Origin of the sequence: Deinococcus soli (ex Cha et al. 2016) (assembly GCF_001007995.1) — a bacterium.
In the GTDB taxonomy this organism is placed as follows: domain Bacteria; phylum Deinococcota; class Deinococci; order Deinococcales; family Deinococcaceae; genus Deinococcus; species Deinococcus soli.
The window spans coordinates 2,240,001-2,265,810 of record NZ_CP011389.1 but is presented as its reverse complement, the minus strand read 5'-3'; the positions used below and the strand labels follow the sequence as shown (position 1 = coordinate 2,265,810).

Genomic DNA, 25,810 nt, shown 5'->3' with positions numbered 1-25,810 from the left:
AGCGCGCGGCCTTGGCCTCCCTGATCAGGTCGAGTGGGTCACACGCCCCCTCACCCCCACCCTCTCTGCTCCGCAGCTCTGCGAGCCCCACGAGGGGAAAGGGAGCGAGCTTCACTTCTCGCGGATACTCCAGCCCTGCGCGCGGACGGCGCCCATGAGTGCGTCCATGACGGGATCGACTTCGGCGTCGGTGAGGGTCTTGTCGCCGCGGAAGACGAGGCGCACGGCGACGGAGCGGTTGCCCGCGCCGATCTGCTCGCCGGTGAACACGTCGAAGGGTTCCACGCTTTCCAGAAGGGTGCCGCCGTGTTCGCGCAGCAGCGCGGCGATCTCGCCGTAGCTGACACCGGTGGGGGTGATGACGGCGAGGTCGCGCCACGCGGCGGGGGCGCGGCTGGGGTCGCGGAACGCCCACTCGCGGCCCGGGAGGGGCAGCGCGGCTTCCATGAGGAACGTGTCGCCTTTCAGGCCGAACGCCTGGGCGATCTCGGGGTGCAGCGCGCCGAGCCAGCCGACGCTCTGCCCGTTCCAGACGACCTCGCCCGCGATACCGGGGTGCAGGGCCGCTGGTACGGCGTCGCCGCGCAGCTGGCGCAGTTCGAAGCTGGCGCCCAGGGTGCCCGCCAGGGATTCCACGAGGCCCTTGAACGCGCGGAAGTCCCCGGCAACGCCTGCCTGATCGGTGCGGGGCGCCAGCGGGCCGCGCATCAGGAGGCCCACACGTTCGGTCTCGCCGCTGGCGGGGAAGATGCGGCCCATCTCAAAGATCAGCGCGCGGTCGCCCTTCGCGTGGGCCTGCGCGGCCTTCACGAGGCTGGGGTACAGCGCGGTGCGCAGCCCGGTGCGGTCGGCGGTCAGGGGGTTGCGCAGGCGCACGCCGGGCCGCTCGGTGCGGGCCTTCCCGGCCTCCTCGTCGCTGGTGAAGGTGTACGTGACGACCTCCTGCGCGCCCAGTCCGGCCAGGGTGCGGCGCAGGGTCGCGCGGGCCACGCCGGGCTTCTCCGCGCCGAGGTTGCTCTCGTGCACGCGCAGGGTGGGCAGGGTCTCGGGGAGGTGCACGAAGCCGTGCAGGCGCGCGACCTCCTCGGCGAGGTCCTGCCAGATCGCCATATCCACCCGCCACGAGGGCGGCAGGACGCTCAGCGTGTCCCCCTCGCCCTCCACGACACAGCCCAGGCGGGTGAGGATGCCGCGCATCTCGGCGGTGTCCACGGGCATGCCCAGCAGCGCGCGGATCTGCTCGCCCGTCGCCTCAATCCGGCCCGGAATCTCGGGGTCGCCCACGACGGTCGCGCCGGGGTGCACCTGTCCACCCGCGTCGCCCAGCAGGCCCACCAGGCGGGCCGCCGCGCGTTCGGGCAGCAGGGGGTCCACGCCGCGCTCGTAGCGGTACACGGCGTCGGTCTTCAGGCCCAGGCGGGTGCTCGTGCGGCGCAGCAGCACCGGATCGAAGTGCGCCACCTCGATCACCACGTCCGTCGTGTCCGCGCGCACGTGCCCGCGGTCGCCGCCCATGATGCCCGCGATGCCCAGCACCGTGTCACCCGGCTTGGGCCGCCCGGCGGTCTCGAAGGCCTCCGCGACAGTGGACACCCCGGGCTGCGCGCCGTCGAGGATCAGCAGGTCCTCCGGGCCGACCTCATGCTCGCCGCCCATCAGGTCCCGCACGACCTCGCCCTGACGCAGCCCGAACGCCACCAGAATCTGATCGCCCCGCACGTCCCGGCGGTCGTACAGCGCCGTCGGCTGGCCCAGTTCCAGCATCACGTAGTTGCTGGTATCCACGATCAGGTCGATGGACCGCATGCCCGCCAGGGTCACGCGGCGCTGCATCCACAGCGGCGCCGGACCGTTGCGCAGCCCACTGACGGTGCGGGCCACGAAGCGGTCGCAGCCGAAGCGCAGCTTCTGCGTCGGGTCCCGCTCGATGCGGATGCCCTTCTCGGGCAGGGACACGCGGATCTCGCCCTCCCCCACCGCCTGCGGCCCCATCGGGGGCTGCACGAGGTCCAGTTTCAGGAACGCCGCCAGATCCCGCGCCAGCCCCAGCGCACTCAGCACGTCCGCGCGGTTCGGGGTGACCTCCACGTCCAGCACGTGATCCGCCGCCCACAGCTCCCGCAGGGGCGTCCCGGGCTGCGCCGTCCCGGCGGGGAACAGCATCAGGCCCGCGCTGCTCTCGCCCAGGCCCAGTTCCTTGGCGCTGGCCGCCATGCCCCAGGACTCCACGCCCTGCAACGCCCGCACGCCGTACGTCAGGCCGCCCAGCTCCGTGCCCGGCGACACCAGCGCCAGCATCGTCCCGGCAGGCAGCCCCACTGCGTTCCCTGCACCCGACGCGATGACCTTCTCGCCGTGCTCACCGACATCCAGCGTCAGTTTCGTCAGCTGCGTGCCCGGCATCGCCTCGGCCGCCTTCACCGCCACCAGCAGCACCCCCGCCGGCGGCGCGGCGACCTCCTCCACGCCCTCCAGGGGCAGACCCAGCCCCGCCAGAATCGGCTCCAGCTCCGACACCACCGGCAGACCCGGCACCAGTTCCTTCAACCACGAATACGGAATTTTCATTGAGTACCTCTTGAGTTGGTCGGGGGCAGGGAACCCCCTTATCCCGGCCCTCTCCGCGACAGGAGAGGGAGACAGAATCTTCAGTTTCAGCCTGCTGTCAGTCGTGTTGGGGCGCGGCGGTCCCTGCCACCTCGCGCACCAGGTCCCGTGCCCGCTCCGGCACGAGGTTCACGCTTTCCAGGTCCGTGAGGGGCACCCACTGCGGCGAGTACCAGTTCTCGTCGCTGCTGCGGATCGCTTCGGGGCCGTCGCCGAGGCGCATCTCGCCGGACTGCACCTGCGCCCGGAAGTAGTGCTCGAGGTTGCCGATGTTCTCCAGCACGAGGAGGGGCGGGCCGACCGTGACGGTCAGGTTCACTTCCTCCAGCACCTCGCGCACGCAGGCCTGCGCGGGCGTCTCGCCGTCCTCGATGCCGCCGCCGGGCAGCGTGGCATACGCGCGGCCCGCCTTACGCCGGAGCATGAGGAGCACCTCGGCCCTGTCATTCAGGATGATGGCGACGGCGCGGGCCCTCACTCCAGTTCTCCCCGGAACTGCCCGATCACGCGGGGGTCGTTGGCGTAGAAGTAGCGGATGTCGGGGATCTTGTACTTGAGCATGGCGATGCGTTCCGGGCCGAGGCCGAACGCGAAGCCGGTCTTGCCTTCGTACACGCGCGCCTTGCCCTGCGCTTCGCGGAGGTCGTCCACGGCCTTGAAGACGTTGGGGTGCACCATGCCGCATCCGCCGAGTTCGAGCCATTTGCTCTCGCCGCGGGGGTTGTCCCAGTACACGGCGAAGTCCGCGCCGGGTTCCACGAAGGGGTAGTAGCTGGGCTGGAAGCGGACCTTGGCGCCGGGGCCGTAGAGGCCGCGGGCCATCTCGGCGATGGTGCCTTTCAGGTCGGCCATGCTGATGTGGTCGCCCACGACGAGGCCTTCGAGCTGGTGGAACATGCTTTCGTGGGTGGCGTCGGTGGCTTCGTAGCGGTAGACCTTGCCGCGCACGACGATCTTCAGGTCGGGTTCGTGGTCGACCATGTAGCGGATCTGCATGGGGCTGGTGTGGGTGCGCAGCAGGCGGCCGTCCTCGAGCCAGAAGGTGTCCTGGAGGTCGCGGGCGGGGTGGTACCAGGGGACGTTCAGCGCTTCGAAGTTGTGGTGTTCGTCCTCGACTTCGGGCCCCTCGACGACGGTGTACCCGAGGCGTTCGTAGATGCCGGTGAGGTCGTCGTAGACGCGGTTGATGGGGTGCAGGCCGCCACTCGGGAGGGGGAGGCCGGGGAGGGTGACGTCGATCGCCTCGCTGGCGAGCTGGGCGTCGAGGGCTTCGCGCTTGAGGGTGGCTTCGCGGGTGTCGAGGGCGTCCTGGATGGCCTGACGGACGGCGTTGATTTCTGCGCCGCGCGCCTTGCGTTCCTCGGGGGGGAGTTTGCCCAGCGTGCCGAGTTCGCGGGTGACGAGCCCGCTCTTGCCGACGTACTTGGTCTTGACGGTCTGGAGCGCTTCGAGGGTGGTGGCCGCCTGGATTTCGGGGATGGCTTCGTGCTGCATGGCTCTGGTTCCTCCTGTGGGGGGAATGAAAAAGCCCCGCCTCGCGGGTGCGGGCGGGGTGACGCGCTGCGACCTGTTCAGGCGAGCGTGACCCCGGTGCGGGTAAACGGCGAAGGTGTACCGGTCCGGGGCGTCATGGGGTTCAGGGTAGCAGGTCCGGGCGCGGGCGGGGCACAAGTGACCGGGCGGTGTTGACATCGGCTTGACAACTGGGGGCAGAATGGTAGTCCGATGTTCAATTCAACTGTCCGGCGCGGCTTCGTGCTGCTGGCCTCCGTTTCCCTTGCGTTGTCTTCCTGTGGTCGCACCCCCGCCTCGGCGGCGCCGAACCTGTCTGCCCTGGCAGCGGCGGGTGAGCCGGTCATCAACGAGCTGTACTACGATTCGCCCAGCACGGACGTGGGGACGTTCATCGAACTGAAGGGCCCGGCGGGCGCGAGCCTGAGCGGCTACACGCTGGCGGCGTTCGACACGGCGGGCACGCAGTACCGCACGATCACCCTGTCGGGCACGATCCCGGCGAGCGGGTACTTCGTGGTGGCGCAGGACACGACCGTGGCCAGCCGCACCCTGGTGAACGTGGGCGCGGACCTGAACAACGGCTCGGGCAGCCTGCGCCTCCTGAAGAGCACCACCATCATTGACGCAGTGGCGTACGGTACGCCCAGCAGCAACAGGGGTGAGGGCAGCCCGGCGCCCACGACCGGGGCGGGCAGCGCCCTGGCGCGCGTGCCGGACGGGTCGGACACGAACGCGAACAGCGTGGATTTCAAGGTGCAGGTCAGCACGCCCGGCGCGGCGAACGGTGGCGAGACCGGCGGCGGGGGCACGACCGGGAAGAAGGTCCTGTTCGACCTGACGAAGGCCGAGGACGCCGGGAACGCCGACTGGCGCATCGACGGAGCGTACAGCGATTACGCCAGTGCCCTGCGCGGGCTGGGCTACACGGTGAGCAGCCTGACAGGCACGAGCATCACGTCCACCAGCCTGTCAGGCGCGTCGGTGCTGGTCATTCCCGAGCCGCAGAATCCCTTCAGTGACGCGGAGCGCGCCGCGATCCAGTCGTTCGTGCAGAACGGCGGCGGCGTGTTCATGATCACCGATCACCGCGTCAGTGACCGCAACAACAACGGCTGGGACAGCCCGGAGGTCTTCAACGGCTGGGACGGCAGCACGCCCGCCAGCGTGGGCAGCACCCTGCAGGCCAGCCTGAACAGCGACGTGATCTTCGGTCTGGGCGCGTCGTTCAACTCCAGCTTCAGCGATCCGGTGTACACGGCGACCCCCGTGACCACCCACCCGATCCTCAGTGGCGTGAGCAGCGCCGGGGTGTACGTGGGCACCAGCGTGGACGTACTGACGGGCACGGCGCTGATGGGCACGGGCGGCAAGACGTACCTCGCGGTGAACAACGTCGGGTCCGGGCGCGTGGCGATGTGGGGCGACAGCAGCACCTTCGGGGACAACACGTACTCGGACGGCAGTACCGGCACGTACAACAACTGGCCGAACCTCAGCAACGCCGCGATGGGCAAGAACATCGTGCGCTGGCTGGCGAAGGACCTCTGATCTTCATCTAATCTTCACGTTCCTGACCGGCGGCCCGCTTCTGGGCGGCCGGTCCTGTTTTACGTGTCCAGGCGCATGAAAAGATGACACGCATGATCTGGAGACCGCATGGGTGAAGTGCACGCCGAACTGTTCCTGCTGATTGTCGGGGTGCTGCTGCTGGGCAGCCTGCTCATGAGTCGCATCGGGGGGCGGCTGGGCATTCCGGGCCTGCTGCTCTTCCTGGGGGTGGGCATGCTGGCAGGGTCCGACGGGCTGGGCATCCAGTTTCACGATTACCGGCTGGCGCAGGCGATCGGGACGGTGGCGCTGTGCTTCATCCTGTTCCAGGGCGGCCTGGATACGAACTGGGCGCACACGCGGCCCGTGGTGCGCCGCGGCCTGAGTCTGGCGACGGTCGGGGTGCTGGGCACCGCCGGGATCATGGCGGCGTTCGTGCATTACGCGTTCGGCTTCCCGTGGCTGACGGCGTGGCTGCTGGGCGCGGTGGTCAGCAGCACGGACGCCAGTGCGGTGTTCAGCGTGCTCAAGGAGCGGCAGCTGGGCCTGAAGGGGGACGTGGCGCCGCTGCTGGAATTCGAGTCCGGCGGGAACGACCCGATGGCGGTCTTCCTGACCGTGGGCCTGCTGGAACTGATCGCGAATCCGGGGCTGGGCGTGCTGAGCATCGTGCCACTGTTCGTCAAGCAGATGCTGCTGGGCGCGGTGTTCGGGGTGGTGCTGGGGCGGGGGGCGCTGTGGGTCCTGAACCGCCTGCAACTGCAGTTCGAGGGCCTGTACTCGGTGCTGTCCCTGGCGCTGGCCCTGACGATCTTCGCGGGCACGGCGGTCGCGGGCGGCAGCGGCTTCCTGGCGATCTACATCGCGGGCGTGATCCTGGGCAACGCGGACTTCATTCACAAGCGCTCGCTGATCGGCTTCCATGACGGGCTGTCGTGGCTGATGCAGGTGGCGATGTTCCTCACGCTGGGCCTGCTCGTCAACCCGCACGAACTGCTGCCCACGGCGGGCCTGGCCATCGCGTGCGCGCTCGTGCTGGTCTTTCTGGCGCGGCCGGTCAGCGTGTACCTGGCGCTGGCCCGCGCGAAGATGCCGCTGAACGAGAAGAGCATGGTGGCGTGGGTGGGCCTGCGCGGCGCGGTGCCGATCGTCCTGGCGACCTTCCCGCTGCTGGCGGGCGTGCCGCAGGCGCAGACGCTGTTCAACATCGTGTTCTTCATCGTGCTCGTCAGCGTGCTCCTGCAGGGCACCACCCTGACGCTCGTGGCACGGTTCCTGCACGTGCGCGAGGCGCTGCCGGTGAACGCGGCGTCCCCGATCACGTACACGCCCACCGGACACGACCGCAACAACATGGTCGAGGTGGAGGTCGCCCCGGGCAGCGCCGCCGACGGGCAGCGGATCGTGGACCTGCACCTGCCGCCCGAGGCGCTGGTCATCCTGATCAACCGCGCCGGGGAGTACCTCATTCCGCGCGGCGCGACGGACCTGCGCGGCGGGGATCAGGTGCTCGTGCTGGCCGGACCGGAGGAACTGCGCGAGGTGCGCCGCACGCTGGGGCGTCCCGGCCCCGCCTGACCCGTCCGGTCCGCGCCGGTCAAAGTGTAACGACACCGTGACGCGCGCCCGCTAGGCTCCTCCCAGACCACACAACATGGGGGGAGGAGTGATGCGACAAGAGGCATCCGGCGCGCCGTGACGGCGACGTCGGTTCACATGGACAGGGCGGCCCCCGCACCGGCCATTGCGCTGGAGGCGCGGGGGCTGGTCAAGGACTTCCGGGGATTCCGCGCCACGAACGACGTGAACCTGCAGGTTCATGACGGGGAGATTCACGCGATCATCGGCCCGAACGGGGCCGGGAAGACCACGCTCTTCAACCTGCTGTCGGGCTTCCTGAAACCCACGGCGGGCGAGGTGCGGCTGTTCGGCGAGCGGGTGGACACCCTGAGGCCCTTCGAGATCGTGCGCCGGGGCCTGTCCCGGTCGTTTCAGATCAGCTCGGTCTTCCCGACCCTGAGCGTGCGGGAGAACGTGCTGGTGGCGCTCCAGTCGCCCACGCCGCTCCCGCACCGGTTCTGGGTGCCGCTCTCGCGGCTGGAGTCGCTGGGCGAGCGGGCGGACGCGATCCTCGCGGACGTGGGCCTGGGCGGCATGCCAGGGCGGCTGGCGGCGGACCTGAGCCACGGGGAGAAACGGCAGCTGGAGATCGGGATCTCCATGACGCAGGACCCGCGCGTGCTGCTGCTGGACGAACCCACGTCCGGCATGGGCTCGGAGGGCATCGCGCGGGTGATCGCGCTGGTGCGGCAGGTGGCACGCGGGCGGACGGTGGTGCTCGTGGAACACAACATGAGCGTCGTGGCGGAACTCGCCGACCGGATCACGGTGTTGCAGTACGGCTCGGTGCTCGCCAGTGGCCGCTACGAGGACGTGCGGCGCGACCCGCGCGTAATTGAGGCGTACCTGGGTGAGGACGGGGGGCACGCGTGACGCCGCTCCTGTCCGTGCAGGAACTGAACGCCTTCTACGGCCAGAGTCACGTGCTGCGCGGCGTGACCCTGCACGTGAACCCGGGCGAGGTGGTCAGCCTGATCGGCCGCAACGGCGCCGGGAAGACCACGACGCTCAAGAGCGTGATGGGCGTGCTGCGCAGCCGCACGGGGCAGATCACGTTCGGCGGGCAGGACATCAGCCGCCTGCCCAGCAACCGCGTGGCGGCGCAGGGGCTGGCGTGGGTGCCGGAGGAACGCGCGATCCTCAGCACCCTGACCGTCCGCGAGAACCTCGAACTGCCGCCCAGCCGCCCCGGAGGCTGGAGCACCGAGCGCATCTACGACGCGTTCCCGGTGCTGCGTGAGCGCGGGCATCACCCGGGCAGCAAGCTCTCGGGCGGCGAGCAGCAGATGCTGGCGATGGTGCGCGTGCTGCGCGCCGGGCCGAAGCTGCTGCTGCTCGACGAGCCCAGCGAGGGGCTGGCGCCCGTGATCGTGCAGCGCATCGGCGAGATCATCGACACGCTGCGCCAGAGCGGCATGGCGGTGCTGCTGGTCGAGCAGAACCTGAAGTTCGCCTCGCGCCTCGCGGACCGGCACTACGTGTTCGTGGACGGGCAGATCGTGGACGAGGTGCCGCGCGAGCAGGTCGAGGCCCGTCGGGAGGACCTGCTGCGCTACCTCAGCGTGTAGGCCCGCCCCTCTCCCCCATTCCTGCACTGCCATTCACTCCTCTGGAGGTTGTCCCATGAACAAGACCCACACCGCCGTCCTGGCCCTGACCGCCCTGCTTCTGGCGCCCGCCGCGTCCGCCCAGTCCCTGTCCGACGGGAGCATCAGGGTGGGCGTCCTGACCGACCTGTCCGGCGTGTACTCCGAGCTGTCCGGGCAGGGCAGCGTGAAGGCCGCGCAGATGGCCGCCGAGGACTTCATGAAAGCGAACCGCGCGTACGCCGGGAAGGTCAGCGTCATCGGCGTGGACCACCAGAACAAGGCGGACGTGGCCGGGAACAAGGCCGCCGAGATGATCGACCGGCAGAACGTGGACATGCTGGTGGACATGCCGACCAGCAGCGCCGCGCTGGCCGCCACCGAGGTCGCCCGGCAGAAGAAGACGGTCGCCATGGTCGTGACCGGCGCCACCACCGCCCTGACGAACGAGAAGTGCAACAAGTACACCTTCCACTACGCGTACGACAACTACATGCTCGCCAACGGCACCGGCACCGCCGTCACCAAACGCGGCGGGAACAGCTGGTACATCATCTACCCCAACTACGCGTTCGGGCAGGACCTGAACCGGCAGATGGTGTCGGCCGTGCAGGAGAACGGCGGGAAACTGGCCGCGCCCAGCGACGCCACGCCCTTCCCGAACACGGATTTCAGCTCGTACCTGCTCAAGGCCCAGAGCGTGCGGCCCAGGATCTTCGGGACCATGCAGGCCGGGAACGACCTCGTGAACGTCGTCAAGCAGTACAACGAGTTCGGCCTGAAGAAACAGGGCATCGGCCTGGGCATCGGCCTGCTGTTCGAGACCGACGTGGCCGCGCTGGGCCAGGACGCCTTCGCGGGCGCGATCGCCACCGTGCCGTGGTTCTGGAACTTCGACGCGCGTTCCCGCCAGTGGGCCGGGCGCTTCGAGAAGGCCTTCGGGAAGAAACCCACCTGGGCTCAGGCGGGCGTGTACTCCGCGACCCTGCAGTACCTGAACGCCGTGGCGCGCGCCAAGAGCGACAACAGCGACGCGGTCGTCAGGGCGCTCGAAGGCCACTCCTTCGACGACTTCTTCGCGCGCAACGCCACGATCCGCCCCCAGGACCACCGCGTGATCCTCGACGTGCAGGTCGTGCAGGTCAAGGGCAAGAGCGAGTCCAAGGAAGCCGGGGACATCTACAGGCGCCTGAACACCATTCCCGCCGCGAAGGCCTTCATGCCCCTGAGCGAGAACAAGTGCCGCATGTGAGGAAGGCGGTCTAAGCAGTCTGAGGGGCTGAACTGGCCCCTCGGACTCTATGACCCCCGGACGCTTATGAATACACAGTTACTCTTGATTCAGGTGTTCAACGGTCTGGTGAACGGCGCGTTCTACGCGCTGCTGTCGCTGGGCCTCGCGGTGATCTTCGGGATGCTGCGGATCGTGAATTTCATGCACGGCGCGCTGTACATGCTGGGCGCGTTCGCGGCGTTCGCGCTGGGGCAATTGCTGGGCCTGGGCTTCTGGCCGTCGCTGATTCTGGCGCCGCTGCTGGTGGGCCTGCTGGGTGTAGTGCTGGAACGTGGGCTGCTGTCGCGGCTGTACGGGCTGGAGCCCAGTTACAACCTGCTGCTGACCTTCGGCCTGACGCTGCTCACGCAGGACCTGGTGAAGCAGGTGATGCTGAGCCGTTTCGCGGTGTCGAGCGCGCCGTACTCGCCGCCCGAGGTGCTGTCGGGCGTGGTGAACCTGGGCTTCGTGGTGTTCCCGAAGTACCGCCTGTTCGTGATCGCCCTGTCGTTGGTCGTGTGCCTGCTCACGTGGTTCGTGATCGAGAAGACGCGCGTGGGCGCGATCATCCGTGCCAGTACCGAGAACCCGGTGGTGACGCGGGCGTTCGGCATCAACGTGAGCCTGTGGGTGACGGGCGTGTTCGCGGTGGGCGCGGCGCTGGCCGGGCTGGCGGGCGTGCTGGCCGCGCCGATCTACTCGGTCGAGCCGTACATGGGCGCCGAGCTGATCATCACGACGTTCGCGGTGGTCGTGATCGGCGGGATGGGCAGCATCCTGGGCTCGGTCGTGACCGGTTTCGCGGTGGGCGTGCTGGCGGCGGTGGGCGCGGCGGTGTACCCGCCGATCGCGAACACGCTGGTGTTCATCCTGATGGCCCTGGTCCTGCTCGTGCGCCCTAGTGGGCTGTTCGGCCTGCCTGAGGGGGCGCGGTGAGCGCCGTCTCGAAACTGGGGGTGACGCGCGATCCAGCCCGCGTGACCCGCGCCGCGTGGCTGATCGGCCTGGGCGTCCTGCTGCTGGCGCTGCCGCACCTGATCTACCCGGTGCTGGCACTGGACATCCTGGCCTGGGGCCTCTTCGCGGTGGCGTTCGACCTGCTGTTCGGTTTCAGCGGCCTGCTGTCGTTCGGGCACGCGGCGTTCTGGGGCACCAGCGCGTACCTGACCGCGTACCTGCTGGGGCACGGGCAGAGCGTCCCGGTGGCCCTCGCGGGCGGCACGCTGGGCGCGCTGGCGCTGGCGGTACCGGTCGCGTACCTCAGCGTCCGCTCCAGCGGCATCTACTTCAGCATGATCACGCTGGCGTTCGCGCAGATGGTGTCCTTCCTGGCGCTGCAGTGGACGGACCTGACCGGCGGTGAGAACGGGTTGCAGGGCTTCGCGCGGCCCAGCCTGTTCGGTCTGGATTTCAGTGACGCGCAGGTGCGGTACTACGTGTGCCTCGTGCTGTTCGCGCTGGGCTTCGGCGTGGCGTACCGCGCGGTGCGCAGTCCCTTCGGGCAGGCGCAGCAGGCGGTGCGGGACAGCGAGCAGCGCGCGCAGAGCGTCGGGTACAACCCCGCGCGCTTCAAGTTCACGGCGTTCCTGCTGAGTGCCGGGCTGGCCGGACTGGCGGGCGCGATGTACACCTTCGGGCACGGCGTGGTCAGCCTGGAGGTCGTGAACTGGCGCACGTCCGGCGAGGTCGTCATGATGACCCTGCTGGGCGGCACCACCACCCTGTTCGGCCCAGTGATCGGCGCGGGTATCGTGCTGCTGCTGCGTGACGTGCTGACCACCGCGAACCTCCCGGTGGGCATCGTGACGGGCGTGGTGTTCGTGCTGGTCGTGCTGTTCTTCCGCCGGGGCGTGGTGGGGACACTGCAACACTGGCGGCGCCGCCGGTAAGGGGCACAGGAAGAGGGCCGCCCGCGCACCTAGCCGGGCGGCCCTCCTTTTGCGGTCACTGCTCGTCTTTCAGGCCGCGGATCTCCTCGATGAAGCGCTCCAGGCTGTCGAAGTCGCGGTACACGCTCGCGAAGCGGATGTACGCCACGTCGTCCAGGGGCCGCAGGAAGGTCATGGCGCGGCGGCCGATCTCCTCGCTGCGGATCTCGCCGGTCTGCACCTCGTCCTCGAAGCCGTACGCGAAGGCGCGCAGCAGGTCCTGATCCACGGGGCGTTTCTCGGTGGCCAGCACCAGCCCGCGCAGCAGCTTGTCGGGGTTGAACGCCTCGCGCGGGCCGCTGCGTTTGACGACCATCAGCGGTTCGAGCTGCGCGCGTTCGTAGGTGGTGAAGCGCCGGGCGCAGTTCAGGCATTCGCGGCGGCGGCGGATGCTGGCCCCGTCGTCGCTGGGCCGGGAGTTCACGACCTTGCTGTCCGGCGCGGAGCAGTACGGGCATCTCATGCCGGGACCGCCCGGCGGGAACGGTCGGGGCGCGGTGCGGACGTGGGGCAGGTCACAGCGGGTAGTCCTCCTGCACGCGCAGTTTCGGCAGGGGCGGGAGGGGCACCTCGATGACGTTGCCGCGCAGGGAGGCCATGCCGGGCGCCGCGAGGGCCATGACGGCGGTGGACAGTGGGCGGTCGAGGGTGTCGTCGCTGCTGCTGGCGCGTGAGGGCAGCAGGAGGTTCAGGCGCAGGTTCTCGCGGTGGGCGTTCTCCACGAGGCCCTGCACGGCGCCGCGCTGCGGATGGACGTGCAGGCCGCGTTCGTCGGTGTGCGGGCCGATGATGGTCAGCCACGTGCCCGGGAGGCGGCGGCGGATGATCTGCGCGATGGCGACGCTGCTTTTCACGTTGCAGTTGAACAGGTCCATCCATTCGTTCTCGCTGAGCATGGTGAACTCGGCGTGGGCGCGTTTGTCGGCGAGGTGCACGATGCCGTGCAGGCTGCCGTAGATGTCGAGGATGCGGGTCTGGGCGCTCAGCCAGTCCAGAGGCACGCCCACGTCGGCCTTGATGGGCACGGCGGTGCCGCCGGCGTGTTCGAGCTGGCTGGCGGCGGCGGCGAGGGTCTCGCTGTTGTTGCCGATCAGGACGACGCTGGCCCCGGCGCGGGCCAGGGCGGCGCTGACGGTGCGCCCGTACCCCTGGTCCGCGCCGGTGACGGCGATCACCTGTCCGGCCAGCACTTCACCGACGGGGGTGTGCGCGGGCACGGCAGCGGTGGGGGTCTGCTGGGTCATGTGCCTCAGCATACCGGAGCGCGCGCGGCGGTTATCCCGCCTGGGGCAGGGGTTGCAGCGCCTGGGCGGGGGGATCGCCGGCGCGGTGGCCGCAGCCGCAGGGATGGCACCAGTAACCCTGGTCGCCGTCGCGCAGGTCGTGCAGGGTCAGGGGCTGGGCGCAGTGGGGGCAGACGTGCCGGTAGCCGCGCCCGCTGGCGGGCAGGGGGTCGGCCTGCGGGCGGGAGACTTGCTTCATACTACGATCATAGCAGAATAAGCCCAGACAATTCGTCCCGCACAGGAAAGAGGTGGGCCGCCGCCCACCTTCGCCATCCCGGTTATTACAAATCCGGTTCGTCCGTGAAGTCCGGTTCCGGCGCGCGCGCCCCCGGCGCAGGCTCCCCCACCCGGCGGCGCTTGCGCAGCATCGCGGGTTCCTTGTCCAGGTTGAACACGAAATGCCGGGGGCGCCGCTCGCGCAGCCACGTCTCCAGCGCCACCAGCCGCGGCCGGAAGCGGATGAACTCCCGCAGCTGCCGGATCGGCACGAAGCGCGCCTCCTGCACGTCCCGGTCCGGGTCGCGCGGCTCCAGCTTCCCGCCCACCTCACGCCCGGTGTAGAAGAACTGCAGGTGGTGACCCCACGTGACCGCCTGGAATTCCACGATGAACGCCAGGTCGCGCAGTTCCACGACCAGTCCGGTCTCCTCGAAGGTCTCGCGGCGGGCGCCGTCCTGCACGAGCTCCCCGGACTCCAGGCCGCCCTTGGGCAGCGACCAGCGGCCCCGCTCGCGCACGAGCAGGATCTCGTCGCCGCGCAGCACGATGCAGCCCACGCCGATGCGCGGGTCGGCCAGCGGCCGCTTCTGCCCGCGCTTGCTGGGCGCCGCCGGAACGGGCGTGGCGGTGGTGTTCGTGACCTGCCCGGGCCGCGCCTGCGCGCCCCCGGTGCCGCGGCGACGGCGGCGGCGGCGCTGCGCGCCCTGCCCTCCGGACTTGACCTGTTCTTCCGCCATTACACGCCCTCCGGCGCGAGGTCGTTGAAGCGGACGTGCGCGCTGTGAAACTGCAACTTCACCGTACCGACCGGACCGTTGCGCTGCTTGCCGACGATGATCTCCGCGATGCCCTGCTGATCGGTCTCCTTGTTGTAGTACTCGTCGCGGTAGATGAACATCACGATGTCCGCGTCCTGCTCGATCGCGCCCGACTCACGCAGGTCCGACAGCATCGGGCGGTGGTTGGGGCGCTGCTCGACGGCGCGCGACAACTGCGACAGCACGATGATCGGGACCTCCATCTCGCGCGCCAGTCCCTTCAGGCCGCGCGAGATGGTGCTGATCTCCTGCTGGCGGTTCTCGGTGCCGCCGCCGCCCTTGCTGCCCGACATGAGCTGCAGGTAGTCGATGACCACCAGACCCAGCCGCCCGTGCTGCGCCGCGATCCGCCGGAGTTTGCTGCGCAGGTTGTTCAGCGTCAGGTCCGCCTCGTCGTCGATGATCATCGGCGCGTCCGCCAGTCGCCCGGCCGCGTGCGCCAGCCGCTCGAAATCCCGTTCGTTCAGCTGACCCGAACGGATGCGGTTCATGTCCACACGCGCCTCGCTGCACAGCATGCGCAGCGCGAGCTGCACGGCAGGCATTTCCAGGCTGAACACCGCGACCGCCTTCTCGCCGCGCAGCGCGACGTTCTGCGCGATGGACAGCGCGAACGCCGTCTTCCCCATCGAAGGCCGGGCGGCCAGCACGTTCAGGCTGCCCTTCTGCAACCCAGAGATCTGCTCGTCCAGGTCACGGAAACCCGTGCTGACGCCGTCGGGGATGCCCTTGTTCTGGTGCAGCAGCGTGATGTACTCGAAGGTCTCGGTGACGACCTCGTTCATCGCCTGGAACGCCTCGCCCTTCTTCTTCTGCTCGGCGACCTCGAAGATCATCTTCTCCGCGCGGTCCAGCAGGTCCTCCAGCGGCAGCTGCGCCTCGTACGCCAGCTGCATGGCCTTCCCGGACGCGCTGATCAGCGACCGCAGCGTGGCCTTCTCCTGCACGATCCGCGCGTAGTGCTCGGCGTACGCAGCGGTCGGCACCTGATCCGACAGGCCGATCAGGTACGTCAGGCCGCCCACCTCGTCGAGCATGCCCTTGACGCGCAGGTCCTCGCTGAGGGTGACCAGATCCACCGGCTCGCCGCGCTCCTGCAGGGTGCGCATGGCGGTGAAGATCTTGCGGTGCCCTTCGCGGTAGAACATCTCCGGCGTGACCGTGTCGCCCAGCGAGTTCAGGGTGTCGTTGTCCAGTAGGATGCTGCCCAGCACGCTGATCTCAGCGTCGTTGCTGTGCGGCGGAACGCGTGGCGTGAGTTCCAAATGCGGCCTCTCTCCCGGCAGGGCGCGGGACGCTGGGGCCCCGGACCGCTCCCGCCGTCCAATGTGATGTGAGCAAGTCGGGGACACCCGCAGGTCATCCCATTCGCCTGACCCCGCTGACGGAGCAGGCTGAACTGCCCAGCAGCATACCACCCCCACCCATGGGGGAATACCGCACCGCGACCCTCACAAACGAAAGGGCAGTTCAAAACAATGAAAAAACGGCGTGCAATTCACACTTGGCCCCTGCCGGTCACCGCGGGGCGGATCGTTCCGCACCCCACCATTCCGTAAGACTGTTGTGAGAAAACCCCAGGTACACTTCACATCAAGGCAGGACAGGAGACACCTGACCCGCCCAACGCCATACGCAGACCACCCGGACCCATCCATCCATCAACCGGGACGGTCGCACCAGGAGCACAGCATGAAGAACACCACCCAAGGCTTCACCCTGATCGAGCTGCTCATCGTCATCGCCATCATCGGCATCCTGGCCGCCGTCCTGATCCCCAACCTGCTCAGCGCCCGCACCAAGGCCAACGAGAGCGCCGCCCAGAGCTTCGTGCGCAACACGCTGACCGCCGTGGAAACCAAGCGCGATAGCGTCAGCGGTAAACTGGACACCAGTATCACGGACTGCAAGGTGGCGCAGGAAAAGACCGAAGAGCCTGCCGGTGTCACCAGCTGCACGATCATCTACGGCACCAAGGATAACTATGGCGTGACGCTCGCCATGCAGGACGGCAAGACCTTCTTCAACTACGATGGGGTCAACATCGCGAAAGGCGCTGCAGCCATCACTACCGCTGACCTCAAGTAAGGCAGCCGCTTTCAAACCCGAGGGGGAGCTTAGGCTTCCCCTTTCTCGTTCATATGAGGGCAATCGGTAAAATGACACAAGGCTTCACCCTGATCGAGCTGCTCATCGTCGTTGCCATCATCGGCATTCTGGCCGCCGTCCTGACACCCAACCTGGTCAGCGCCCGCAACAAGGCCCACGACGGGGCTGCCATGGGCTACGGGCGGCACATGCTGGCCTACGCCACGTCCTGGTTGACGAACGACCCGAAGAACAAGGTCGCCGACATGCCCAGCGACTGCAACGACACGGCCTATGTTGCCGAAGGGGCGTCTTCCAGTCTGCCCGTCTCCGTGCAAACCTGCGAAGTCGTGAAGCTCAGTGCCGGTGCCTACGGCGTGAAGGTCAAATCGCTTTCCGGAAACGAATACACCTTCAGCAATTAACTGGATCACCGCCGCAGACGACCACACGTTCACTCTGTGGTCGTCTTCTCCTGCAATAGCCACTCGGTCTGAACCACCAGCTGCCCGTTATACTTCCCGTCATGCAGAGGCAGCCTTTTACCGCTCTGGCGGCCGTGTATGACGCGATCATGGCGGACGTGGAGTATGACCACTGGTCGGATTTCGTCCTGTCGTTCGCGCGGGATGGGGGGCTGGCCGGGCCGGGCCGCGCGCTGGATCTGGCGTGTGGCACCGGGGGTTTCACGCGGGAGTTGCGCGCGGCGGGCTGGGATGTGACGGGCCTGGATTTCAGTGAGGCGATGCTGGCCGAGGCGCGCGTGCGTCTGCCGGGCGTGCCGTTCGTGCAGGGGGACCTGCGGACCTTCGACCTGGGGGAGCGGTTTGGGCTGGTCACGTGCGTGTTCGATAGCCTGAACAACCTCCTGACGCCGGGGGATCTGGGCGCGGCGCTGGCTCGGGCGCGGGCGCACCTGAGTCCCGGCGGGCTGCTGGCGTTCGACGTGAACACCCGCCTGGGCGTGCGGGAACTGTGGGAGGGGGACGCCATCGAGGGCCTGGCCCCACTGCCGGACGGCGGCGAGGTCCACTACCACTGGTCGCACCACTACGACGCGGAGGCGGATGTGGGCGTGGTGCAGGCGTTCTGCCGGGTGGACGAGCAGGAGTTCGTGGAGACGCACCGTGAGCGCGGGTACGACCCGGCCGACCTGGAGCCCCTGCTGGGGGCGGCGGGGTTCGCGCGGTGGGAGATCGTGGAGTACCCGGATTACGCGCCGCCGGAACCGGACGCGCCGCGCGTGTGGGTGTTCGCCTGGGCAGGTGAAGCGTGAACGGGCTGCCGGTGCTGGGCGCGGGCGGCTGGGGCACGGCGCTCGCGGTGAACGCGGCGCGCAACGGCCCGGTGCGACTGTGGGCGCGCCGCGCGGACTTCGCGCGGACGCTGGCCGAGCAGCGGGTGAACGCGGCGTACCTGCCGGGCGTGACGCTCCCGGCGGGCCTGGAGGTCACGGCCCACCTGGGCGAGGCGATCACGGACGCGCCGTTCGCGCTGGTCGTGGTGCCCAGCGTGGGCGTGCCGGACCTGCTCGCGGCGCTGCCGCGTGACCTGGGTGTGGTGCTGTGCGCCAAGGGCCTCGCGCCGGACGGGGGGCAGCTGAGCGTGCTGGCGCGGCAGCTGGGGTTCACGCGCGTGGCGGTCCTGAGCGGCCCGAATCACGCCGAGGAGATCGGGCGGGGCCTGCCCGCCGCCACCGTCGTCGCCAGCCGCGACGGTGGCTTCGCCCGGTCCGTGCAGGCGGCGCTGATGACGCCGGGCCTGCGCGTGTACACCAGCGACGACGAGACCGGCGTGGAACTGGGCGGCGTGCTGAAGAATGTCATGGCGGTCGCGGCCGGACTGGTGGACGGCCTGAACCTGGGCGACAACGCCAAGTCCGCGCTGATCACGCGCGGCCTGCGCGAGATGAACCGCTACCTGACCGCGCTGGGCGCCCGCGAGGAGACCGTGTATGGCCTGAGTGGCCTGGGCGATCTGGTCGCCACGGCCACCAGTCGTCACAGCCGCAACCGCGCGGCGGGCGAGGCCATCGCGCGCGGCGAGCATCCGGGGCAGGGCGGGAAGGTCGTGGAGGGCCTACGCACGGCAGGCCTGCTGGACGCGTGGGCGGCGGCGCACGGGCATGACCTGCCGATCGTGCGGGCAGTGGCGCACGTCACGCGCGGCGAGTGGACGCCGGGAGACGGCGTGGCGCGCCTGATGGAACGCGAGGCGAAACCCGAGCAGCACTGAGCGGGTCAGGGGCCGTCTCCTCTGCCCTGACCTGGGCGGGTGAAGGCTGAACCGGGGATCAATTTCTGGGGTTTTCACCGTGCAGCGGGCCGATATTCACGCCCGCTGCATACCATATGTGGTCACCCTTCAGACAAGTGCCCACAAGATGTAGTACGCTCTGGGCACTGCGCGTGATACGCTTCACGCGTTAAGAACAACCCAACGGCCCACCTCTCATCCCGCTGCGACACCAGCGGCATGCGCGGCTGTTTGCCGTTTCATGCCCCGCACCCTCGCCCGCAAGGAGACCCACCGTGACCACCCTGAGCGCCCAGCCCCTGACCAACTTCGACGAGAATGCCCACCACATTGCCAAGCGGCAGTACCTGCAAGGCACGGACGGCGACCTGAGCGGCATGTTCCGCCGCATCGCCACCTGGGTGGCCGGCGCCGAGGAGGCGGGCGCGCGCGAGCACTGGGCGCAGGCGTACTACGACCTGATGGCCGAGAAGAAATTCTGCCCCGGCGGGCGCGTCCTGGCCGGTGCGGGCACGCAGCACGGCAACGTCCTGAACTGCTTCGTGCAGGGCGCCACCGAGCACGCCCCGCACACCTTCGAGGGCGTGATGGAAGTCGCGAAGAAACTCGCGCTGGTCACGAAGGTCGGCGGCGGGAACGGCGTGAACCTGGACGTGTACACGCCCCGCGCCGAGAGCAGCCGCCCCGACACCGGCGTGCGCGGCTGGGTGTACATGAGCGCCGCGCACGCGGACGTGCAGGACTTCATCGAGGGTCTCATGCGCCCCCCCACCCAGCCCGACGGTGAGAAGCAACCCATCGCCGTGCGCAACTGGACGCGCGTGGTGTACGGGCAGGTCATCAGGCCGGAACTGGTCGCGCTGGCCCGCGCCAACGGCGTATCGGTCGTCAAGGCCATGCCCGAAGGCGTGCAGGCCGTGCCGGACGACATGGGCGGCATCATCGACGCGGCCCGCAAGATCGCCGAGGACGCGAAGACCGGCCTGGAACCCCGCCTGGACCTGAGCAGCATGCGCCCCGAGGGTGCCCCCATCAAGGGCTCGGGCGGCACGAGCAGCGGCCCCGTCAGCTTCCTGCTGGAGATCTTCGACAACTTCCTGGAATGGGCCAACCGCGGCGCCGAGCAGAGCGGCCCGATCAACACCCTGCGCTTCGTGTACGCCCCCGTGCTGCGCGTCGTGCGTCAGGGCGGCACCCGGCGCGGCGCGGGCATGGCCACGATCAGCATCGAGCATCCGGACGTGCTGGACTTCCTGACCGCCAAGGACCTCGACCGCGAGGCCGCCGAGGGCGACATCAGCACCTTCAACATCAGCATCCTGGTCAGCAGCGCCTTCTGGGACACCCTCCAGGCGGGCGGCCTGTGGCCCGTGAACGCGCAGGACGTGCCCGGCAAGTACTACCTCGCGCCGCAGAAGGGCACGTTCAAGGGCACCCTCCCCAGCCTGCCCACCCGCGCCGAGGACGACGCGCAGGGCGTCCCCGTGTACACCGACAAGACCGGCAAAACCAGCATCCCCGCCCAGTGGCTGTGGGACCAGATCGCGCAGCACGCCTGGAGCACCGGCGAACCCGGCCTGATCTTCGTGGACCGCATCAACGAATACAGCGCTCTGAAGAACCTCGGCGAGCGGTACCAGATCCGCAGCACCAACCCCTGCGGCGAGATTCCCCTGACCGTCGGTGAACCCTGCGACCTGGGCGCCATCAACCTCGCCGCTTACGTCCAGAACAGCGCCTTCGATTACGACACGTTCCGCGCGGACGTCCGCACCTGCGTGCGCTTCCTGGACGACGTGCTCGACGTGAACGTGTTCGCACTGGAAGACAACCGCGTCGCCAGCCAGGACCTGCGCCGCCTGGGCCTGGGCGTCATGGGCCTCGCCGACGCCCTCATCAAACTCGGCCTGCGCTACGACAGCGAAGCGGGCCGCGACACCATCTACGACATCATGAGCGCCCTGCGCGAGGAAGCCATCGCGGAAAGCGAACGCCTGGGCGAGGAACGCGGCATCTACCCCGTGTACACCCGCAACGCCGAACAGATCCCCCACGCGCCCCGCCGCAACGTCGCCGTGCTGACCGTCGCCCCCACCGGCACCACCAGCATGCTCATGGGCGTCAGTAGCGGCATCGAACCCATCTTCAGCCCGTTCATCTGGCGCAAGATCGGCAGCGAATACCGCGCCCTCCTCGCCCCGCTGTTCGTCGAACTGCTCGAAACGTACCCCGCCCCCCAGGGCATGACGAAGGACGGAGGCTGGGACTGGGACAAGGTCACCGAAGCCGTCAGCGAAAACCACGGCTCGGTCGTCGGCCTGCCCTTCATCCCCGACGCCCTCCAGCAGGTGTTCGTCTGCGCGCACGACATCAAACCCGTCGACCACGTCCGCATGCAGGGCACCGTGCAACGCGCCTTCGACGCCGAAGGGCACGCCGCCAACAGCCTGTCCAAGACCATCAACCTCCCCAACGACGCCACCGTCCAGGACGTGCAGGACGCCTACAGCGAAGCGTACAAGACCGGCTGCAAAGGCATCACCGTGTACCGCGACGGCTCTAGGCAGTTCCAGGTCCTGAGCACCAGCAAGAAAAAAGCCAAGACCGAAGAACCCACCGCCGAAGTCAGCGCCAGCGCCGACGTCATGGGCGAACAGGTCAGCAGCGAACCCGCCAAAACCGACGTTCAACCCGCCACCCCCAAAGTGACCGCCGCGCCCGCCAAACCCACCTACGAACGTCCCACCCGACTGCGCGGCATCACCGACATGGTCAAACTCACCGACCCCACCAGCGGCCACCGCCGCAGCTTCCTCGTCACCGTCAACGAACTCGGCGGCAAACCCGTCGAAGTCATGGTCATCAGCGGCCGCGCCGGAGACGAAGCGAACGCCGACAGCGAAGCTCTCGGCCGCGTCGTCAGCATCGCCCTCCAACACGGCGTCCCCGCCCAGGCCATCGTCAAAACCCTCCGAGGCATCAACGGCGGCCTGTACGGCAGCTACAACGGCCGCCTCGTCGGTTCAAAGGCCGACCTGATCGCCGTCGCCCTGGAAACCTTCCAGAAAGACCTCGACGCCGCCAAACTCCCCCCCCTCGCCGGAGGCAGCACCGACACCGCCCAACCCGTCACCAGCGCCGCGCCCAGTGGCGTCAGCGTGGACGGCATGGCGCGCGAGCGGTGCCCGGTGTGCGAGGAGAAAGCCGTGATCCGCGAGGAAGGCTGCCTGAAATGCCAAGCCTGCGGCTACAGCAAATGCGGCTGAAGAAGCAAATAAAAAAAAGTTAAATCACATAAGTGCAGCAGCAGGGATCCAAAAGCCTAATCATTATTTTGGATCCCTGCGGCAATTTAAAAACTAGATGCATATTCATCGATGTCGCCCTGCAAATTAAAGGAGGGAAATGTCATACTCCATATCCAGTCTCGATAATAAGAACTTTGAATGGTTCTCAAAAAATCCTAACTGCAAATCACTGAAATCAATCGAGGTATCTTACGGAAAAATACGACAAATACAGTCGATAGAAATCGATTTTAAATATCCCATCACCGCGATAGCGGGCAAGAATGGATCAGGCAAGTCAACTCTACTAGCAATTATAGCATGTGCTTACCATAATAAGCAAAATGGTTATAATCCTTATAAAGGAAAAAATACATACTATACTTTCAAAGATTTTTTCATAGAAACCCAGACAGATACACCTATGGATGACCATATATTAATAAGATATGGGATATACTACAACAAGTGGAGACAAAACAAGTCGGATCAAAATCAAGAAAGAATAGGTTTTCAATCCAGAAAAAGGAGCTATAAGAAATGGAATGATTATTCAACCAGAATTAGCCGCAATGTGGTATTTATCAGCACTGATAGAATAGCTCCTAAATATATGACATCGATCGGAAGAAATCATAAAAAGCTACTCGAAACCAATACTGGAAATTCCGAAGCTATTATTAATTCGGTGAGTAATATAATGGGGCGATCATTTCAGGATTTAAAGAGGAGAGAGTATTCCAAGCACCGAATAACCCAGATCCGTCACAATAATACTACGTATTCAAGCTTCAATATGGGAGCAGGTGAGGATTCTCTATTTGAAATAATGCACGTACTGCACAATTGTCCGAATGAAACGCTAATTTTAATAGACGAGATAGAATTAGGACTTCACGAAGAAGCTCAATCAAGACTCTTAAATGAGTTAAAAAATATTTGCCAAAAGAAATGCTTACAGATTATATTTACAACCCACTCTTCCTGCGTGATGAATGCCCTACCTCCAGAAGGGCGGCTGTTTATTGAATCAAATGATCAAGCAGTTAAAATAATTTCTGAAATTTCAACAAAATTTGCTACCGGTAAACTTTCCGGAAAGGCCGATCACGAACTATCCATCTATACAGAAGACGATATTTGCGAGACAGCTTTAATACGCGGACTAGATAACGAACTCGTCAGAAGATCCAAAATACTACCGATTGGTAGCGCGCTAGCCGTGGTTAGACATGCCTCCGAAATGCTCAAAGAAGACGCAAATAGAAAATTTATCTGCCTAATAGATGGAGATAAAAAACAGAATGCGAAAGGCTTATAAGGGAGTTCGTAAATCAACACGAAAACTCAGACGCCCAGAAAAAATTGACGCTTAGAGAAAAAATTGAGAAATCGCTTATATTTTTCGACGGATCAACATGGCCGGAAAAACATATTTTCAACACAATTATCTCCTCGCCAAAAGCAATAGGCATATTATCAAGTATTCTGAATACTCAAGATGGCGTCATAGTAGAAGCAGTTGAATACGGTATTAATGCATCCAAACACAGTGAAATACGGGAGTTTTCTCGAATCATGGGTATACCTAAAGACTTAGCAAAGTATGCCATAATTGATGCATTCATAAGCGCCAGAAAAGAGTTCTTTGATGATATTAATGAACGCATAAAGTGCATAATTTGATGTGCGGAAATAATATTGCAATATGCCTCTCTCAGATTACGCTCGCCCCTCCCCTGCTCGTTTCCGCCTGTACGCCTCTCTGCTGCTGATGCTGGTGTTGACGGCGGTGGTGGGGCGGCGGCGTCCGGGGGAGCTGGGTACGCGGGAGACGCTGCGGCGCAGTGCGTTCGCGCGGGTGATGTTCATGGATATCGGCGCGCTGAGCACCCTGGGCGCGCTGTACCTGGTACTGAACGGGCGGACGCGGGTGCGGGTTCCGGCGGCGGTGGCCTCACTCTTCGCGGGGAGTTTCGCGCTGCTGCCCGCGCTGATGCTTGAGGACGCGGCGGCCATACGGGCCGAGCGGGAGGGTCGCGTGGAGGGGTAACCTCCGGGGACTGCCTCAGTCGGGTCGGAGGACGTGCAGCGCGCCCGCCCATACCTGAACGTGGACGGGGCCGCCGGGGTGCGTGCGGGTTTCGCCGTCCACGTGGAACACCTGCCCGACGTGCTGGCCGGTGGCGTGCAGGGTGAAGGTGGCGGCGACGTCCTCCTGCACGCTGGGCAGCGTGTCGAATTGCCCGCGGAGCATGGCGGTGGCGTACGCGGCGAGGCTGTCGCGCTGCTGGCCGTTCACGCGGATGAGGTTCAGCAGGCCGTCGCCTGGGTGCGCGTCGGGCGCGAGGTGCAGGCCGTTCCCGGTGGACTGGATGTTCATGATTTCCAGCAGGGTCAGGGGCGGCGCGGGGCTGGGGTGCCCGTCGATGCAGGTGGGGACAGGTTGCGCCTGGAAGCCGGGCAGGGTGGTCAGGACGGCCTGCGCGGCCCGCAGGGGGCTCTTGGGTGCGGTGGGGTCGTAGGCGTGCAGCAGGTCGGCGAACAGGCCGCAGCCGAACGCCTCAAAGAACACGTCGTCGCCCCAGGGGGCCTGGACGCGGCCCGCGTCGAACGGGTGCCGCGTGGCGGTGAGGTACGCGCGGGCAATGTCCACGGGGTCGCCGGTCAGGCCCAGCGTGCGGGCAATGTTGTTCGAGGTGCCCAGCGGGATCACGCCGACCGTGGCGTCCCGTCCCGCGAGGTGCAGCGCGGCGGCGCGGAAGGTGCCGTCCCCCCCGGCGATGAACACCGGGCCGGGCAGCGGGCCGCTCAGGGCCGGGCCGAGGTCGTGCGGGGTGCGGGTGGGGCGGTACTCGACGTCGAATCCGGCGTCCCGCAGCGCCGCCTGCAGCTGGGCAGGGTCGGCGCGGTGGCTGGTACCGGCGCCGGGGTTGTGGATCAGCAGGGCGGGTGCGGGGGGCATGACCTGCACTGTACCGGGCGCGGGCGGGACGGGCTGGGGAGGGGTCATGATTTCCTCAAGGCGCGCGTCTTGCGGGGTGGCTACAGTGGCGGCATGACCGCACCTGATTCCCTCGCCCCGGAGGGCGCCCCTGCACCCGCGCAGCGTGGCCCCGCGACGCTGATCTATAACACGAACGCGGGGGGTAGCAGGCACGCGTCGCCGGACGATCTGGTCAGCGCCATTCATGCCGTCGGCTTCACGCCCGTGTACCGCGCGACCAGCTCCGAGGAAGACCTGAAAGAAGCGCTGGACGGCGTGGAGGGCACGGTGTTCGTGGCGGGCGGGGACGGTACGCAGCGGGCGGTGGCGCTGACGCTGGCGGGCCGCCCGGAGGTGACCCTGGCGGTCATTCCGATGGGCACGGCGAACAACGTGGCGCGGACGCTGGGCGTGCAGGGCGAGCCGCTGGACGTGATCGCCGCGTACGGCCGCGCGGAGGTCCGGCCGTTCGACCTGGGCCGCGTGGAGGGCCCCTGGGGTGAGGACCTGTTCCTGGAGGCGTGTGGGTGCGGGGCGTTCGCGGACGTGATGGCCGAGTACGACCCGGAGGAAGGCAAGAGTCCCCTGCGGGCCGTGCAGGCCCTCACGACGACCCTGACGACCTTCGACCCGCCGCCCGTGCGGATCACGCTGGACGGGCAGGAGGAACCGGACACGCCGTTCGCGCTGCTGGAGGTCATGAACACGAAGGCGACCGGGCCGAGGCTACGCCTGGCGACGAATGCCGATCCGGCGGACGGGCAGCTGGACGTGGTGCGGATTGACGCGACGG

The 25,810-nt window shown here is 66.9% G+C and carries 24 protein-coding genes (1 of these 24 running past the window's edge); 15 read left to right on the top strand and 9 right to left on the bottom strand.

Annotation, left to right across the window (positions count from 1 at the left end; translation table 11 throughout):
• Positions 1–111: 111 nt before the first annotated feature.
• From SY84_RS11125 to pheS, 3 genes are all read right to left on the bottom strand, one after another.
• Positions 112–2,568, bottom strand: coding sequence for a phenylalanine--tRNA ligase subunit beta (locus tag SY84_RS11125; RefSeq protein WP_046844069.1), 2,457 nt, complete (start codon positions 2,566–2,568; stop codon positions 112–114).
• A 97-nt stretch (positions 2,569–2,665) separates the two neighbouring features.
• The gene (locus tag SY84_RS11120) at positions 2,666–3,085 is read right to left on the bottom strand and encodes an NUDIX hydrolase (RefSeq protein WP_046844068.1); all 420 of its coding nucleotides are present in this window, start codon (positions 3,083–3,085) and stop codon (positions 2,666–2,668) included.
• On the bottom strand, positions 3,082–4,101 hold the full coding sequence (gene pheS / locus SY84_RS11115; protein ID WP_046844067.1) for a phenylalanine--tRNA ligase subunit alpha: 1,020 nt from the start codon (positions 4,099–4,101) through the stop codon (positions 3,082–3,084). Before pheS ends, SY84_RS11120 begins: the two co-directional genes overlap by 4 nt.
• 231 nt (positions 4,102–4,332) lie before the next feature.
• On the opposite strand from pheS, the gene SY84_RS11110 reads away from it, so the two are divergent.
• The 7 genes from SY84_RS11110 to SY84_RS11080 all read left to right on the top strand — a co-directional run bounded on the left by SY84_RS11110 (position 4,333) and on the right by SY84_RS11080 (position 12,038).
• Positions 4,333–5,670: a lamin tail domain-containing protein gene (locus SY84_RS11110; protein ID WP_046844066.1), complete on the top strand. Its 1,338-nt coding sequence runs from the start codon at positions 4,333–4,335 to the stop codon at positions 5,668–5,670.
• A gap of 108 nt (positions 5,671–5,778) precedes the next feature.
• Positions 5,779–7,248, top strand: a complete 1,470-nt coding sequence (locus SY84_RS11105) for a potassium/proton antiporter (RefSeq protein WP_046844065.1) — start codon at positions 5,779–5,781, stop codon at positions 7,246–7,248.
• 138 nt (positions 7,249–7,386) lie between these two features.
• Entirely contained in the window at positions 7,387–8,163 is a 777-nt protein-coding gene (locus tag SY84_RS11100; protein ID WP_046844064.1) for an ABC transporter ATP-binding protein, read from the top strand.
• Positions 8,160–8,858, top strand: a complete 699-nt coding sequence (locus SY84_RS11095; RefSeq protein WP_046844063.1) for an ABC transporter ATP-binding protein — start codon at positions 8,160–8,162, stop codon at positions 8,856–8,858. The genes SY84_RS11100 and SY84_RS11095 overlap by 4 nt, the downstream gene beginning before the upstream one ends.
• A 55-nt stretch (positions 8,859–8,913) precedes the next feature.
• Positions 8,914–10,128 carry an ABC transporter substrate-binding protein gene (locus tag SY84_RS11090; RefSeq protein ID WP_052751125.1) on the top strand — a complete coding sequence of 405 codons (1,215 nt, stop codon included), beginning with the start codon at positions 8,914–8,916 and terminating at the stop codon, positions 10,126–10,128.
• Positions 10,129–10,194: 66 nt separating this feature from the next.
• Entirely contained in the window at positions 10,195–11,085 is an 891-nt protein-coding gene (locus SY84_RS11085; RefSeq protein ID WP_046844062.1) for a branched-chain amino acid ABC transporter permease, read from the top strand.
• Positions 11,082–12,038 carry a branched-chain amino acid ABC transporter permease gene (locus tag SY84_RS11080; protein WP_046844061.1) on the top strand — a complete coding sequence of 319 codons (957 nt, stop codon included), beginning with the start codon at positions 11,082–11,084 and terminating at the stop codon, positions 12,036–12,038. The genes SY84_RS11085 and SY84_RS11080 overlap by 4 nt, the downstream gene beginning before the upstream one ends.
• A gap of 55 nt (positions 12,039–12,093) precedes the next feature.
• Here the strand turns inward: SY84_RS11080 and nrdR are convergent, their stop codons facing one another.
• From nrdR to dnaB, 5 genes are all read right to left on the bottom strand, one after another.
• On the bottom strand, positions 12,094–12,540 hold the full coding sequence (gene nrdR / locus SY84_RS11075) for a transcriptional regulator NrdR (RefSeq protein ID WP_046844060.1): 447 nt from the start codon (positions 12,538–12,540) through the stop codon (positions 12,094–12,096).
• Between the two features lie 52 nt (positions 12,541–12,592).
• The gene (locus SY84_RS11070) at positions 12,593–13,321 is read right to left on the bottom strand and encodes an SDR family NAD(P)-dependent oxidoreductase (protein ID WP_046844059.1); all 729 of its coding nucleotides are present in this window, start codon (positions 13,319–13,321) and stop codon (positions 12,593–12,595) included.
• A gap of 31 nt (positions 13,322–13,352) precedes the next feature.
• A complete protein-coding gene (locus SY84_RS11065; protein WP_046844058.1) occupies positions 13,353–13,559 on the bottom strand; it encodes a hypothetical protein in 207 nt (68 codons plus the stop codon).
• An 85-nt stretch (positions 13,560–13,644) separates the two neighbouring features.
• Complete coding sequence (locus SY84_RS11060; protein ID WP_046844057.1) at positions 13,645–14,319, bottom strand: NUDIX hydrolase; 675 nt, start codon at positions 14,317–14,319, stop codon at positions 13,645–13,647.
• On the bottom strand, positions 14,319–15,665 hold the full coding sequence (gene dnaB / locus SY84_RS11055; RefSeq protein ID WP_046844056.1) for a replicative DNA helicase: 1,347 nt from the start codon (positions 15,663–15,665) through the stop codon (positions 14,319–14,321). The genes SY84_RS11060 and dnaB overlap by 1 nt, the downstream gene beginning before the upstream one ends.
• 427 nt (positions 15,666–16,092) lie before the next feature.
• Between dnaB and SY84_RS11050 the strand changes: the two genes are divergently transcribed.
• From SY84_RS11050 to SY84_RS11025, 7 genes are all read left to right on the top strand, one after another.
• Positions 16,093–16,488 carry a prepilin-type N-terminal cleavage/methylation domain-containing protein gene (locus tag SY84_RS11050; RefSeq protein WP_046844055.1) on the top strand — a complete coding sequence of 132 codons (396 nt, stop codon included), beginning with the start codon at positions 16,093–16,095 and terminating at the stop codon, positions 16,486–16,488.
• Positions 16,489–16,541: 53 nt separating this feature from the next.
• Complete coding sequence (locus SY84_RS11045) at positions 16,542–16,913, top strand: type IV pilin protein (RefSeq protein ID WP_046844054.1); 372 nt, start codon at positions 16,542–16,544, stop codon at positions 16,911–16,913.
• 101 nt (positions 16,914–17,014) lie between these two features.
• Positions 17,015–17,764, top strand: a complete 750-nt coding sequence (locus tag SY84_RS11040; RefSeq protein WP_046844053.1) for a class I SAM-dependent DNA methyltransferase — start codon at positions 17,015–17,017, stop codon at positions 17,762–17,764.
• The gene (locus tag SY84_RS11035) at positions 17,761–18,723 is read left to right on the top strand and encodes an NAD(P)H-dependent glycerol-3-phosphate dehydrogenase (protein ID WP_046844052.1); all 963 of its coding nucleotides are present in this window, start codon (positions 17,761–17,763) and stop codon (positions 18,721–18,723) included. Before SY84_RS11040 ends, SY84_RS11035 begins: the two co-directional genes overlap by 4 nt.
• A gap of 296 nt (positions 18,724–19,019) precedes the next feature.
• The gene (locus SY84_RS11030; RefSeq protein WP_046844051.1) at positions 19,020–22,010 is read left to right on the top strand and encodes an adenosylcobalamin-dependent ribonucleoside-diphosphate reductase; all 2,991 of its coding nucleotides are present in this window, start codon (positions 19,020–19,022) and stop codon (positions 22,008–22,010) included.
• 139 nt (positions 22,011–22,149) lie between these two features.
• Positions 22,150–23,352 (top strand): AAA family ATPase, encoded by a 1,203-nt coding sequence (locus SY84_RS16285; protein WP_081424702.1) that lies wholly within the window; start codon positions 22,150–22,152, stop codon positions 23,350–23,352.
• Positions 23,353–23,739: 387 nt separating this feature from the next.
• Positions 23,740–24,084: a hypothetical protein gene (locus tag SY84_RS11025; protein ID WP_046844050.1), complete on the top strand. Its 345-nt coding sequence runs from the start codon at positions 23,740–23,742 to the stop codon at positions 24,082–24,084.
• Positions 24,085–24,099: 15 nt separating this feature from the next.
• Here SY84_RS11025 and SY84_RS11020 read toward each other — a convergent pair whose 3' ends face one another.
• Positions 24,100–24,996: a diacylglycerol/lipid kinase family protein gene (locus tag SY84_RS11020; protein ID WP_046844049.1), complete on the bottom strand. Its 897-nt coding sequence runs from the start codon at positions 24,994–24,996 to the stop codon at positions 24,100–24,102.
• Positions 24,997–25,089: 93 nt separating this feature from the next.
• Between SY84_RS11020 and SY84_RS11015 the strand changes: the two genes are divergently transcribed.
• Positions 25,090–25,810, top strand: partial view of a diacylglycerol/lipid kinase family protein gene (locus SY84_RS11015; RefSeq protein ID WP_046844048.1) — the 5' portion only. It continues 260 nt past the right edge of the window; the window shows 721 of its 981 coding nt (coding positions 1–721); the start codon lies at positions 25,090–25,092; its stop codon lies off the right edge, out of view.